15 protein-coding genes, 1 tRNA gene and 1 other annotated feature are annotated in these 14,315 nt (G+C 38.3%); of the genes, 2 read left to right on the top strand and 14 right to left on the bottom strand.

What is annotated here, in order from left to right; all coding sequences use genetic code 11:
* Positions 1-323 precede the first annotated feature (323 nt).
* Complete coding sequence (locus ACYQ35_RS01370) at positions 324-686, bottom strand: VOC family protein (protein ID WP_459829399.1); 363 nt, start codon at positions 684-686, stop codon at positions 324-326.
* A gap of 67 nt (positions 687-753) precedes the next feature.
* Complete coding sequence (cls, locus tag ACYQ35_RS01365) at positions 754-2,304, bottom strand: cardiolipin synthase (RefSeq protein WP_084667651.1); 1,551 nt, start codon at positions 2,302-2,304, stop codon at positions 754-756.
* A gap of 137 nt (positions 2,305-2,441) precedes the next feature.
* On the opposite strand from cls, the gene ACYQ35_RS01360 reads away from it, so the two are divergent.
* Positions 2,442-2,780, top strand: coding sequence for a hypothetical protein (locus tag ACYQ35_RS01360; protein ID WP_009460812.1), 339 nt, complete (start codon positions 2,442-2,444; stop codon positions 2,778-2,780).
* A 48-nt stretch (positions 2,781-2,828) separates the two neighbouring features.
* On the opposite strand, the gene pdxR is transcribed toward ACYQ35_RS01360, so the two are convergent.
* The 12 genes from pdxR to ispF form a co-directional block, all read right to left on the bottom strand.
* Positions 2,829-4,235 (bottom strand): MocR-like pyridoxine biosynthesis transcription factor PdxR, encoded by a 1,407-nt coding sequence (gene pdxR / locus ACYQ35_RS01355; protein WP_459829396.1) that lies wholly within the window; start codon positions 4,233-4,235, stop codon positions 2,829-2,831.
* Positions 4,228-4,746 (bottom strand): GrpB family protein, encoded by a 519-nt coding sequence (locus tag ACYQ35_RS01350; protein ID WP_459829392.1) that lies wholly within the window; start codon positions 4,744-4,746, stop codon positions 4,228-4,230. Before ACYQ35_RS01350 ends, pdxR begins: the two co-directional genes overlap by 8 nt.
* 59 nt (positions 4,747-4,805) lie before the next feature.
* A complete protein-coding gene (locus tag ACYQ35_RS01345; protein WP_459829389.1) occupies positions 4,806-6,473 on the bottom strand; it encodes a glutamine--tRNA ligase/YqeY domain fusion protein in 1,668 nt (555 codons plus the stop codon).
* A 406-nt stretch (positions 6,474-6,879) separates the two neighbouring features.
* A tRNA-Thr gene (locus ACYQ35_RS01340) sits at positions 6,880-6,952 on the bottom strand.
* A gap of 62 nt (positions 6,953-7,014) precedes the next feature.
* Positions 7,015-7,623, bottom strand: coding sequence for an RNA polymerase sporulation sigma factor SigH (sigH, locus tag ACYQ35_RS01335; protein ID WP_459829386.1), 609 nt, complete (start codon positions 7,621-7,623; stop codon positions 7,015-7,017).
* Between the two features lie 26 nt (positions 7,624-7,649).
* A complete protein-coding gene (rlmB, locus tag ACYQ35_RS01330) occupies positions 7,650-8,390 on the bottom strand; it encodes a 23S rRNA (guanosine(2251)-2'-O)-methyltransferase RlmB (RefSeq protein WP_459829383.1) in 741 nt (246 codons plus the stop codon).
* A gap of 9 nt (positions 8,391-8,399) precedes the next feature.
* Positions 8,400-8,849 (bottom strand): Mini-ribonuclease 3, encoded by a 450-nt coding sequence (locus ACYQ35_RS01325; RefSeq protein ID WP_009460800.1) that lies wholly within the window; start codon positions 8,847-8,849, stop codon positions 8,400-8,402.
* Positions 8,834-10,240 carry a cysteine--tRNA ligase gene (cysS, locus tag ACYQ35_RS01320; protein WP_459829380.1) on the bottom strand — a complete coding sequence of 469 codons (1,407 nt, stop codon included), beginning with the start codon at positions 10,238-10,240 and terminating at the stop codon, positions 8,834-8,836. The genes ACYQ35_RS01325 and cysS overlap by 16 nt, the downstream gene beginning before the upstream one ends.
* Entirely contained in the window at positions 10,227-10,919 is a 693-nt protein-coding gene (gene epsC, locus ACYQ35_RS01315) for a serine O-acetyltransferase EpsC (RefSeq protein WP_459829377.1), read from the bottom strand. Before epsC ends, cysS begins: the two co-directional genes overlap by 14 nt.
* Positions 10,920-10,991: 72 nt before the next feature.
* Positions 10,992-11,209: a binding site (T-box leader), on the bottom strand.
* A gap of 51 nt (positions 11,210-11,260) precedes the next feature.
* Complete coding sequence (locus tag ACYQ35_RS01310) at positions 11,261-12,268, bottom strand: M42 family metallopeptidase (protein ID WP_459829374.1); 1,008 nt, start codon at positions 12,266-12,268, stop codon at positions 11,261-11,263.
* Positions 12,269-12,287: 19 nt separating this feature from the next.
* A complete protein-coding gene (locus ACYQ35_RS01305) occupies positions 12,288-13,370 on the bottom strand; it encodes a GNAT family N-acetyltransferase (protein ID WP_009460792.1) in 1,083 nt (360 codons plus the stop codon).
* Entirely contained in the window at positions 13,370-13,915 is a 546-nt protein-coding gene (gene ispF / locus ACYQ35_RS01300) for a 2-C-methyl-D-erythritol 2,4-cyclodiphosphate synthase (RefSeq protein ID WP_009460790.1), read from the bottom strand. The genes ACYQ35_RS01305 and ispF overlap by 1 nt, the downstream gene beginning before the upstream one ends.
* Positions 13,916-14,091: 176 nt before the next feature.
* On the opposite strand from ispF, the gene ACYQ35_RS01295 reads away from it, so the two are divergent.
* A complete protein-coding gene (locus ACYQ35_RS01295) occupies positions 14,092-14,289 on the top strand; it encodes a hypothetical protein (protein ID WP_459829370.1) in 198 nt (65 codons plus the stop codon).
* Positions 14,290-14,315: the final 26 nt, after the last annotated feature.

Here is a 14,315-nt window from a genome sequence, read left to right as displayed (position 1 = left end):
ATTGGTTATACAGACCTTTGATAAGAGATTACTGTTTTCTGTAAATAATAAGATTTATGAACTGGAAGTTGTGCCGTTACATGAACCCCTTTCAAAAAATTTTGACCTCCAGCCTTTGAAGGAAAAACCACGAAAGCGGAATCTACCATCGCCAAAGCACCCATGGAGAATGTCTACTTTTCTTCAGTTCAAAAATCATAAGATAACAGAAACTATGCTTATATGCTAAAATATGCACCGGGAAATCGGTGCATATCGTACAAAAAATTTAGGACATAATCAAAAATGGTTGACACAAAAAATTTTTAAATATAGATTTCTCATTACATCGGTGTCCCTACTTCTATCAAATTTCCGTCCAAATCATAAAATCGGATCACTCTCTGTCCCCAACTGTGTGTCATAAGCCTGTTCACATATTTAATCGAAGGATATAATTCATCTAATTTCTGAGCAAATGTTTCTATGTCCCGCTCTTCAAAATACAGTTCGCAGGAATTACTCTCCGAAATAATATCTTTTTTTACAAAATCTTTCCAGATTTTCGCATCTTGAAGCACAAGCCCTTCAGTTAAAATCATATTTCCTTCATTATCAAGTATCGTATCAAGACCAAACAAATCATGATAAAATTTCTTGGACTTCTCAATATCTTTTACAACAATCAATACATTTTTTAATCGCATATGTTTTCCCTCCAAATCACAACAAGCCCAATCAAAAGTTTCTATTCACCTTTGATTGGACTTTATTTTACATTAACGGTGCAATCAGTCTCAACACCCTTCCGGTTACCGTTTCAACTATACCCCGCATACGCAAATCCGTAATCGTAACTCTCTGACATTTTTTTAAAGTATCCTGAAAATCTTTTTCAATATCTCTGACTACCTGATTATTATAAATAAATGTACCACATTCAAAATGCAGGTAAAGACTGCGATAATCCAAATTAATTGTACCTACAGTTGCCGTATCGTCATCAGAAACAAATACTTTTGCATGCACGAACCCCGGTGTATACTCGTAAATCTGTACTCCTGCGTTAATTAACTCCTCATAGTATGTTTTTGCCAACACAAACGCATACCATTTATCAGGAATATGCGGCATAATAATGATTACCTCTATTCCACATTTTGCCGCATAAGTTAAATTGGTTACCATCTCATTATCCAAAATCAAATACGGAGTCATGATGTGTACATATTTTTTTGCATGATTCAATATATGAAAATATACCTGTTCTCCAATGTTTTCATTGTCATACGGACTGTCTCCATACGGAAGAACATACCCCAGTTCTCTTCTGAATTCTTTCGACTTCGGTGTCAGATATTTTTCAAAATTTTCTTTCTCTTTTTCAGTTACATTCCACATCTGCAAAAACATCATGGTGAAGTTCTGTACCGCTTCTCCCTGCAGCATGACCGCCGTATCTTTCCAATGTCCAAAACGTTCTTTTTCATTAATATACTCATCTGCCAGATTAATTCCGCCGGTAAAGGCAGCCTGTCCGTCAATTACGCATATTTTTCTATGATCTCTATTATTCTGATGAGTAGATAGAACCGGTTTTATCGGACTGAACATTTTACATCGGATTCCCATTTCCTCAAGTTTTTTCGGATACTGATAAGGAAGAAGAACTATGCTGCACATTCCGTCATACATAAAGCGAACTTCTACCCCCTCGTCTACTTTTCTCTTCAAAATTTCCAAGATGGAATCCCACATAATGCCTTCTTCGACAATAAAATATTCCATAAAAATAAAGTGTTTTGCGGATTCCAACTGACGTTTTAGTTCCTCAAATTTTTCTTCTCCCACCCTGAAATAAGTCACTTTTGTATTTCTATGCACAGGAAAACCTACCTGCTTTGAAAGATAATGTGCAAGATTTGCGTTTGCAGGTTTTGAAATTCTTAAATCTTCTATAATTTTATCATTCTGAAACATATATGGTTTCGTCTTCTCACCAAGTTCAAACAATCTCTTTCCTATATACCTTGTCCCCGGCTGAATCTGCATGAAAATGTAAAAAACCGTACCAACAATGGGAATAAAGGTTACAAATAGAATCCATGACATTTTAAAAGCCGGATTCTCTTTTCTGTTAATAATATAAATAATAACAATCATACTTAAAACGATAAAACTTACATATACAGAAAAAGCATATTTTTCAATACTGGTAATGGTTGCTATCATTAATCCGATTTGAAAAAGCAGTAATGCCGCAACTAACGCTGTTCTACTAAATATAATTTTAAAAATTCCACTTTTGGCTTTCTTCGCCTTCATCTTTATCACTTCTCTTTCCTCTCTATAGCAGATATTCTAACATACTTGTATTTTATTCTCAATAAGCCTTTTCTTTTTACATAAAATGGATTACAATAGTAATACTATATTAATGGTAATGAAAGGAGTATACTGATATGGCAAACAAATGGGGAAAAAGACTTTTAGGACTTGTTGCTGTCGGTGCTGCTGTCGGCGGAGTTGTTGCTTACTTAAACAAAAAAAGCGGTTGCTGCAACAGTGAAGATGAATTCTCAGATGATTTTGAAAATGAAGATTTTGATTTAGATGAAGACTTAAAGGAGGCTGCTTCCAGAGAGTATGTATCTTTAACTCCTGATACTTCATCTGAAACAGAGTCTGCTGATGAAGAAGCACAGCCGGAAGAAACGTCCGTTTCTGACGAAGAGACAGTTGAAGTATCTTCTGATAATGAAGTTTCATTTGACGAAACAGAAAAATCGGATAACGAGTAATATAAGTAAGGGAAACTTGATTAACATTATCAAATTTCCCTTTTTTCATTAAATCATTTCATTCCATGCCTCAATTAACTTTCGTACGCCTTCCCTAATCTCTTCCTCCGGCATATTGGCATACCCTAACAAAATAGTCGGATTTAGTTTTTTTTCTTTACACACATCATATGCAGATAATCCATACACTTTAATATTTACTTTCTCTGCCCGTTCTATCAGTTCATTTTCAGATATATCGGAAGGAAACGTAAGCAACAAATGTACTCCCGCATTTTCTCCTGACATTTTACATTTTTTAAGTAATGGTTTCAAACTGCCAATCATTATGTCATGCCTGTTTTTATATACCCCTCTCATTTTATTCAAATGGCGCTCATAATACCCCTCCCCTATAAACCGCTGGATAATCTGCTGATCCACTCTGGAAACTGTCGAGTTGAGAAAACGCCCTTTTTCCTGATATACTTTCAAAAGTGGTTTGGGCAGCACGAGGTAACTTACACGAATCGCAGGTGCAATGGATTTTGAAAAAGTCCCAATGTAAATGACTTTCTCACTTCTGTCATAGCCCTGCAGTGCAGGAATCGGTTTCCCTTTATAGCGGAATTCACTGTCGTAATCGTCCTCAATAATATATCTTCCCTCTTTTTCCGCTGCCCACCGAAGCAACTCCATTCGGCGCTGAATAGGCATAACAATTCCTAACGGATATTGATGGGAAGGCATAACATAAGCAATATCTGCCTGTATTTCCCTTAATTTATCTACACGCATTCCTTTTGTGTCCATCTCTACCGTGGCAGTTTCGTAAGACAACTGTTGAAACAACCGATACGCCTGACGATATGTAGGATTTTCAAAGGCAATTTTATAATTTCCTCCCAAAATTGTCTGAAGAAGCATCAACAGATAATCATTTCCTGCCCCGACAATAATTTGTTCCGGCTCACAATTCACTCCCCTTGACTGATACAGGTATTGGCAAATCGTATTTCTCAATTCATATTCCCCCTGCGAATCCCCTGCTTTAAATAATTCTGCTTTGTCATCTGCCAGCACGTCCTTTGCCAGTTTTCTCCATATGCGATAGGGGAAACTATTTAAGTCAATTCCGTTCGGAGTAAAATCATATGCATACTCTATTTTCTTTTTTTCCTCTTTAATCGGATCTGCTTCTCTTAACTGTTTCCACTGGTATAAATCATCTATTTTTGTCACAAAAAATCCTCTATACGCCTGCGCCTCCACATATCCTTCCGCCAGCAACTGTTCATAAGCCAATTCTATCGTGCTTCTGCTGACGTCCAAATATTTTGCCAATGCCCGTGTGGACGGCAATTTATCTCCATATTTTATCTTTCCCGACTGAATATCATTTTTAATATAGATATAGATTTGCTCATACAGCGGAAGTTGAGATTTTGTTTCCAATCGAATTGTAAGTTCATTCATTTTTCCACTCCAACGCCTGTTGTTCCATATTTTTTACAAACGCATCTTTTCCGTCACAGTATCCGTCAATATCAAATGTAAATTCTGCGGCCAGTTTTCGTTTTAACAAACCGTATTCTTCTGCTTTCTTCGGATTTTCACGCAAATAATCACGAACTGCAAGATGACGTTGTATCTCGTTTTGATTACTTTCCTCAAAAATATGAATATGGTGTGTTCGGTTATCGCCGCCTTTCATATAAAAACGCCTTCCGGAAATTCCAAACTCTCCTTTACACTCATAACCTATCTGCTCAAATTCCTTATTATGCTCATCGACCGAACTAATATCTTTGACAACAGGCATAATATCAATAATTGGTTTTGCCCAAAGATTTTTTACCGAAGTTGAACCAATATGATAAATATCTATAATATTCTCTCCCAATATTTTTCTGATCTTTTCCGCTTCCTCAGTAAACATTTCTTCCCACTCCGGCCGATATGCAACAACTTCTATTTTTCGTGCCACCTTCTGTCACTCCCTTCTAATGGTATAAAATAAGAGCGGAATTTTCCGCTCTTATCATTTTATTTTGGTAATTTGAATGAACTCTTTAACGATACAATTCTATTAAAGACAAGTGCGTCCGGTTTTGAATCTTTCGCATCAACACAGAAATATCCCTGTCTCACAAACTGGAAACTGTCATATGCTTTTACACCATCAAAACTTGGTTCTAAATAACAGTCTTTCAAAATTGTAAGTGAGTTTGGATTTAAGTTCAATGAACCGTCCTCCTTATTGTATACACCTTTTTCTTCATCTACGATATTTTCGTATAAACGCACCTCTGCTTTTGTCGCATATGGAGCAGGTACCCAGTGAATTGTGCCTTTTACTTTACGTCCTGTAAATCCTGTTCCACATTTTGTCTCAGGATCGTAAGTACAGTGAATTTCCACTACTTTTCCATTCTCATCTTTTACAAAACTTTCACACTTCACAAAATAGGCATGCATTAAGCGCACTTCATTTCCCGGGAACAGTCTGAAATATTTCTTCGGTGGTTCTTCCATGAAATCTTCACGGTCAATATAAAGTTCACGGCAAAACGGAACTTTTCTAAATCCAAGTTCTTCGTTTTCCAAGTTATTTGCCACGTCTAAATATTCAACCTGCCCTTCCGGATAATTGTCAATAATCAGTTTAATCGGATCTAATACCGCCATCATTCGTGGTCTTTTCATCTTCAAATCTTCACGAATGCAGTATTCAAGCATGGCATAATCTACAGAACTGTTGCTCTTAGACACACCGCACAAATCCACAAACATTTTGATGGATTCCGGTGTAAATCCTCTTCTTCTTAAAGCAGCAATGGAAACGAGTCTTGGATCGTCCCAGCCGTCAACAATGCCGTCTTCAACCAATTTCTTAATATAACGTTTTCCTGTCACCACATTTGTTAAATATAATTTTGCAAATTCAATCTGTCTTGGAGCCGGATTAAATTCACACTCTCTCACTACCCAGTCATAGAGAGGTCTATGGTCTTCAAATTCCAGTGTACAGATAGAATGTGTAATCTTCTCAATCGCATCTTCAATAGGGTGAGCGAAATCATACATCGGATAAATGCACCATTTGTCCCCTGTATTGTGATGTGTCATATGAGCCACACGGTAGATAATCGGATCACGCATATTGATATTAGGAGATGCCATATCAATTTTAGCGCGAAGTACTCTCTCACCGTCCTCAAATTCTCCGTTCTTCATCGCCTCAAATAATTCAAGGTTTTCTTCTACGGTTCTGTCTCTGTACGGACTGTTTTTCCCAGGTTCTGTAAGTGTTCCTCTGTACTCACGGATCTCTTCTGGAGTTAAATCACATACATATGCTTTACCTTTTTTTATTAATTTAACCGCACATTCATACATTGCATCAAAATAGTCTGATGCAAAAAATAAGTTATCTTTCCAGTCTGCACCGAGCCACTTAATATCTTCTTTAATTGATTCTACAAATTCCACTTTTTCTTTTGTCGGGTTCGTGTCATCAAAACGCATATGGAATGTTCCGTTATATTTCTGCGCCAATCCATAGTTTAATAAAATGGATTTTGCGTGGCCGATATGAAGATATCCGTTCGGTTCAGGCGGAAATCTTGTGCATACTGTATCGTACACACCTTCTCTTAAATCTTTATCAATTTCCTGTTCAATAAAGTTTTTTGAAACTACTTCGTTTTCCATGTTATCCTCCAGTTTACATATATTTCCTTGTGTTTACACAAAATATCATCAGTATCTTTATATATTACCACAAATCATAATGACAAACAACTTTTTTCCTTTTTATTCTGCCTGATGTTTTGCAAACAGTTTCTTTGCCACAGGGCATAAAGGCGTTCCGGACAAAATAAAAATATTTCTGTTCAAAAATTTTTCACAATTTCATCATTTTTTTATCACAAATATTCAGTATAGTATTACTTGTAAAGTTAATAAAACTTTTTTCATTAACTTTTCTTTTTCATAACCAGGCCGGTCTTTGACCGGCTTTCCTCATTTATATATCAAAATTAAAGGAATTTTTATTATATGACAATAAAAAACATCGGTCTTCTTATTTACTAAGAATCCGATGTTTTTTCTTTTAAGCTGTTGGCGGGACTTGAACCCGTGACCTCCGCCTTACCAAGGCGACGCGCTACCGACTGTGCCACAACAGCATGTATATTTATATGCAACGTAATTAATATACAATATATCCATGCTGTTTGTCAATTCATTTTTATCCCCTAGTCTTTTGTCCAACAATTTTTTCTGTTTTTCCTTTTATTCTCTGTAATGCGTTATCAATGGATTTCGGTGTCTTATCCAAAACTTTCGCTATTTTCTGATAGTCCATACCGAACAGATGTAAATATAACACTTTATTTTCAAACTCACTGAGATTTTTCTTTAATTCCACCTCGATCATCTGCAAATATTCTTTATTTAAAAACAATGCCTCCGGATTGGTTTCTTTTACCGCCTGAATCGTATCTATTAGCGGCTGCTCATCTTTTTCATCATAAATAGAGACATATGAATTTAACGGAATATGTTTCTGCCTTTTTGACGCTTCGATTGCTGTGTACATCTGTCTTGAAATACACAATTCTGCAAAATGATAAAAAGAAGTTTCCTGCTCTTCATCGTAATCCCGTATCGCTTTGAACAGACCTATCATTCCTTCCTGAATCAAATCGTCATTATCTCCTCCAAGCAAAAACATTGCTTTTGCCTTTTCTTTGACAAGATTTTTGTACTTATTGATGATATACTCTGTAATTTCTTTTTCTCCATTTCGCAGGCAGCGGATCAACTCTTCATCTGCCATCATATTATATCTGCACATATGCACCTCCGGTTTTCACACCGTTGTTAATTTAATCTCTGTCTTACAATCTCATATGCCAACACTCCCGCTGCTACAGAAGCATTCAAAGAGTCAATGTCACCTTTCATCGGAATGGACGCAACAAAGTCACATTCTTCCTTTACAAGACGCCCTACACCTGTCCCTTCATTTCCGATAACCAATCCTATCGGACCTGTCAGGTTCAGGCGGTACATTGTCTCTCCGCCCATATCCGCACAGACAAACCAAAGTCCTTTCTCTTTCAACTCTTCCATTGTTTTTACCAAATTTGTCACCTTAGCAACCGGTGTATAGTTCAGCGCTCCCGCTGAAGTTTTGGCAACTGTTGCCGTCAACCCTACTGCGCGGCGTTTTGGAATAACAACACCATGAGCCCCCGCAAGATTGGCTGTACGGATAATCGCTCCAAGATTATGCGGATCTTCAATATTATCCAAAATAAAGATAAAAGGATCTTCCCCCTTTTCTTTTGCCAGTGCAAGTATATCTTCTACTTCCGCATATTCATATGCTGCTGCATGCGCAACAACTCCCTGATGTTTTCCCGTTTCAGATAACTGATCCAGCCTTTCTTTTGTTACAAACTGTAAAATCGTATCATGTTTTTTTGCTTCCCTTACAATTGTGCGGACCGGCCCGTCCTGACAACCGTCCAAAACAAACACTTTATCAATCGTTTTTCCTGAACGAAACGCCTCAATTACCGCATTTCTTCCCTCTATTATTAAACTTTCCTCAGCCATTTTTCTCTCCTATACTTCTTCTTTTTCCAGACTGTCTAATCCTATCTTCACTAAATCCAGCATTCTTTTCCACTTTTCCTGCAGATACAGATAGCCGATTAACGCTTCAAATCCCGTCGCTCTTCTGTAATCCGTAATCGACTGATTTTTGGCAGGGGAAACGGATTTCGCATTTCTCCCACGCTTGTAGACTGCCCTCTCCTCATCTGTCAGTTCTTCCTGCATCGCTCTCATCATCATAGACTGGGCTGACGCCTGTACAAGACTGCTCGTCTCTTTGTGAAGTTTCTGTACCTGTTTGTTTCCTCTGTTAATTACCAAACTTTTAATAATCAGATCATAAATGCTGTCACCGATATACGCCAATGTAAGAGGAGAATATTCTCTTATATCCACCTCCTGCATTGAAAACACTTCTTTCATATACTCATTAAAGTTTGTCTCTACGCTTTTTTCCATTTTACACCTTCACGGGTATCCTCTAAAATAATACCCTTTTTCAATAACTCATCTCGGATTTCATCTGCTCTTTGGAAATTTCTCTCTTTTCTCGCAGCCTGACGTTCTTCAATCAACGCTTCAATATCTTCTGCGAGCATCTCCTCTTCTTTTTCCACAATCAATCCCAACACATCTGATAATTTTACAATTAAATCATATAATGTCTGCAAATATTCTTTTGATGACTGTGCCGATGTTGTTGTATTTGCAAATTTTACTAAGTCAAAAATCGATGCGATGGCGTCCGCCGTATTAAAGTCATCTTCCATAGCCGCTTCATATGCTCTCACAAAATTTTCTGTCTCTTTTACCTGCTCTCTTTCTTCTGCCGTCATATTTTCCTCAGAGACAACACCAAATAAATGTTTGAGATTTGCTACCGCCGTCAAAATACGTTCCAAACCGTTAGCAGATGATTCCATTAAAGCAGCGCTGAAGTTTAACGGACTTCTGTAGTGAGCGCTTAACATGAAGAATCGAAGTACCTGTAAATCATATTTTTCTCCTATTTCTCTTACTGTGCGGAAATTTCCAAGCGATTTTGACATTTTGTGATTATCAATATTTAAAAAGGCATTGTGTAACCAATATTTAGCAAACTCTTTTCCATTTGCCGCCTCACTCTGCGCTATCTCATTTTCATGGTGTGGGAAAACTAAATCTTCTCCTCCCGCATGGATATCTATCTGCTCACCCAAATATTTTTTAGACATAACGGAGCATTCAATATGCCAGCCCGGACGTCCGTCACACCACGGAGATTCCCATGCAGGCTCTCCCTCTTTTTTCGGTTTCCAAAGAACAAAGTCTAAAGAATCTTCTTTCTCATCTTCTCCCGTCACCAAAAGAGAACGTCCTCCCGACTGCAAATCATCTAAGTTTTTGTGAGAAAGTTTACCGTACTCTTCAAATTTTCTTGTGCGGAAATAAACGGTTCCGTTTTTCTCATAGGCATATCCCTTGTCAATCAAATCCGAAATCATTTCAATCATTCCGCAAATTTCTTCTGTCGCAAGCGGGTGTTTTGTCGCCGGTTTTACGTTCATTCCTTCCATGTCTTTCTTGCATTCTGCAATATAACGCTGAGAAATTTCGTTTGCCGAAACGCCTTCCTCAATAGCTTTTTTAATGATCTTATCGTCCACATCTGTAAAGTTGGATACAAAATTCACTTCATATCCTTTGTACTCAAAATATCTTCTCACCGTATCAAATACGATCATCGGTCTCGCATTTCCGATGTGTATCAGATTGTATACCGTCGGTCCGCAAACATACATTTTTACTTTGCCTTCCTCCAACGGTACAAACTCTTCTTTTCTTCTTGTCAATGTATTATATACCTTCATTTTTCTCCTCCTGATGTTTATGTTGTCTGCATCGCATATCTTTTTCCATTTCTTTCAGTTCCTGTTGCAACTGAATATTCCTGTTCTGTAGTTCCCTGATATCATTCAATACCGGATCCGGTAAATGAATCTGGTCTAAATCTGCCCGTGGTATCTTCTGATCTCCCATTCGGACAATACGCCCCGGAACTCCCACCACAGTACAGTTCGGCGGAACTTCCTCCAGAACAACGGATCCTGCTCCGATTTTTGCATTTTCACCTATGGTAAACGAGCCTAAAATTTTCGCTCCCGCAGAAACCATGACATTATCCTTAAGCGTCGGGTGTCTTTTCCCTTTCTCTTTTCCTGTTCCTCCAAGTGTTACTCCCTGATATAGTGTCACATTATTGCCAATAACGGTTGTCTCTCCAATAATCACTCCACTTCCATGGTCAATAAAGAGTCCCTTGCCGATAGTTGCTCCCGGGTGAATTTCGATTCCCGTTTTTCTCGCTGCCCTCTGAGAAATCCAGCGCGCTAAAAAATAATGTTTCTTCAAATACAGTTTATGTGCCATTCGATACCTTATCATCACCTTAAAACTTGGATATAAAAATATCTCCATATTGCTTTTTATCGCAGGGTCACGTTCCTTAATGACTTGCAATTCTTCTTTTATATAAGTAATCAGACGCATTATGTCACAACCCTTCTATTTTCATTTAGCGGAAGGGCAAATACATACCATAATTAAAAAAACTTCATCTCACTAAGAGACGAAGTTATATCCGCGATTCCACTCTCATAAAGGGGTAACCCCTTCACTCTAAACACGTAACGTGTGCGACCGTACACGGCTACTTCACTGTTCACCGTATCTGCTCCCGAATGCACTTCGCATTTCTTTCACTTGGATTTGCTTTCAGCCGATGACAATTCCTCTCTGATAGTTTCTGAAATGTTACTCTCTTCGTTCTTTGCATTTACAATATATATTATAGTGTATGCAAAAATCCCCTGTTTGTCAACCGCAAATGCTTACGCATTTTCCAAATAAGCAGTCAGCAGTTCTACTGCATACTCCAAATCTTTTCTGTCTGCCACTTCCGCAGGGCTGTGCATATAGCGCAAAGGTATGGAAACTAACGCAACCGGCACTCCTTTCCCCACCATGTGAATCTCGTCTGCGTCCGTACAACTTCTCCCGCCGCTTACTTCCACCTGATATGGAATTCCTCTTTCATTTGCCAGTTCCATAAGTTTTTGGTTAATTCCCCTGTCGCAAATCGGATTGATACAGAGTACGGGGCCTTTTCCCAGTTCCACTTCGCCCCATTCCGCTTCTCGCATTCCGTCATAGTCGCTTGTGTATGTCACGTCCACCACAATGGCTTCTGTCGGATTCACTCTGTTTGCCACCCAGCCTGCTCCATGTTTGCTTGTCTCTTCTCCAACCGTTCCCGCTCCGATGATAGTTGCCTTATGGTGTTTTTCTTTCATTCTTTTCATTGTTTCCATAACAACATAGACACCGGCTTTATCGTCCAGTCCTCTTGCCGATATGCGTTCATTCATTAATTGACGTATATTCGTATCAAAAACAACGGAATTACCTAACTGTACCTGCGACAATGCCTCTTCTTTCGTTGATGCCCCTATATCAATCAATATATCTGATACGGAAAATTCACTGTTTTTCAACATTTTAGAAGTAACAACCACACTTCCGTACACCACGCCATTGTCCGTATTGATTTGCACTCCATGTCCCGCATACAATTTTGCCGAAAATCCTCCCGAATTTGTCACCTTCAAAAATCCGTCACCTGTCGCTCCCGTAACTAAAAGTCCGATTTCATCTATGTGGGAAGTCATTAAAATTCTTTTCTCCCCTAAACCTTCTAAAGTATATACGCTGTCACCGATACTGTCCGTTTCCACTTCATAGAAATTCCCCATATGTTCTTTTAACACCTTTTGAACGGCAAATTCATCTCCCGAAACAGACGGCACTTCCAATAACATTTTTAACAAATCCTCACGCATTCTTTTTCCTCCTCCCTAATTACACAACTTCATTCAGATACACTTTTGTGAGCGGAATGATTTTTGACAATTCCTCTTTGACCTGTAAAGGAACGTTAAGTTTTTCCATATCTGCCATGCCAAACAATATGCCTGTCAAATCTCCCGCATCTATGCAGACACAGTCTTTTGTTTCATTCGTTTTCTTCGCTCGTATCTTCTCCTTGCCTTCTAACAGAAAACAACCCGCACTCGCATTTGTCAGCGTATCCCAAATTTTTAATTTCAAATGGATTTCTTCTTTTATTCTCATGCAGGAAAACATTTTCTCAACATCTAAAATTTTTGCCATAATCATCGGTTTTTCCATATCTCCATACCCTAAAACTTTTGTTTGTTTTTTGTCACAGAGATATTCTGAAACATATGACAAAATTTCTTCGCCTTTTTCCAAAAACAGCGGTTCCCTAATCTCAAGTTCTTCTCCTTCCGCATAAGGAAAAAGCCCTGTCAGTCTTCGATTTTCTCTTAAAATCAGTATTCCACCCTGCTCACTTTTTTGTTCTTTTAAAAGCGCCTCGTAATAATATCTGCTTCTCTCCGCATAAACTTCATACTCACTTTCTAAAATACCGTTTGCAAACAGTGCCATTTCTTCACACTCTTCCTCAGTTGCATGAGAAAGCGTCCATTGTTCCTTTTTCTCCCCTGATTTTTCAGCTGTTCCCTGTCGTTGTTTATAAATATAGCGAAATCCGTGCGGATAATAAATCTGTTCCGCCGCAGGCATTAAAAAGGTAAACGGTTCTCCATTTTCCTTCATATCCGCAAGCGCTTTTTTTAACAGGCTTCTCATAATTCCCTGCTGTCTGTATTTTTCCTCCGTTGCTACCGCAACAATGTAATGTGTCATAAAACTCCGTCCGTCGATCTTCATCGAATACGGATTCAAATGAAGCATTGCACAAATATGCTCCTCATCTTCCATTACATATATTTCATTTTCCACCGTCTTCACTGTGTAATAATAATCTAAAAACGCAGGCGTATCCTCATCAAAAATTTTTTCCCACAATTCTCTTGTCTTTATATGTTCTTCTTTTCGTAACTTGCGAAGTTCCATTATTTATCCCTTCTGCAGCCACCGCAGCCTGCACATCCGCTTTCGTTGCCCGCCACCTTATAACTGTAGTTTGTCATATTCTCCAGCGCACAAATTGCCTGTGAGGAAATTCCTTCTCCGGTTCCCGTAAATCCGAGACCTTCTTCCGTTGTCGCTTTCACGTTAATCTGGTCTTCCTCTATCTGTAAAGCAGATGCAATGTTTTTTCTCATCTGCCCGATATATGGCTTCATTTTCGGCTTTTGCGCAATAATTGTGGCATCAATATTTTCAATCACATATAGATGCTCTTCCAATAATCTCCCCACATGTTCCAAGAGAATAATACTTGAAATCCCTTTGTATTTTTCGTCCGTATCCGGAAAATGTGTACCGATGTCACCAAGGCCTGCCGCTCCTAAAAGTGCGTCCATAATCGCATGAAGAAGAACATCTGCATCAGAATGTCCCAAAAGTCCTTTTTCATAAGGTATATTCACCCCACCTAAAATCAGTTCTCTTTCTTCCACAAGACGATGTACGTCATAACCCATTCCAACTCGCATAGTTTTCCCTCCATTTTTATTTCTAACAAGTATCGTTTTATATTAACGCTCATTTTATCACATTTTCTCCATTTTGCCTAGACAAAGCAAAACTTGTTCACTTTCGTTTTCTGTATATATTTTGCTCTTTTTCACACAATATAACAGTAAATCTATAACAAAGAAAGGAAATGGAAATGGAAATGAAAGAAGATAAGAAAAACAAAATGATTATTGATTCCTACGATTATTTGGGAAATTCCGCATCGAGCAATGACTGTACCGGATTAATTCCGTCCGCACCGGTTTCAAATAGCCAGGTGCAATCTTATGAAGATGTCTATCATTTTACTCCGCCCGAAGTTCCCATAAAGAAATGCCCTAAAGATGAGTAAGCAAAAAAGATTGTGCGACTGCACAA

It is taken from the genome of Faecalimonas hominis (assembly GCF_054660755.1).
Note: the sequence above shows the minus strand (reverse complement) of the source record. Positions and strands in the feature narration are given on the sequence as shown.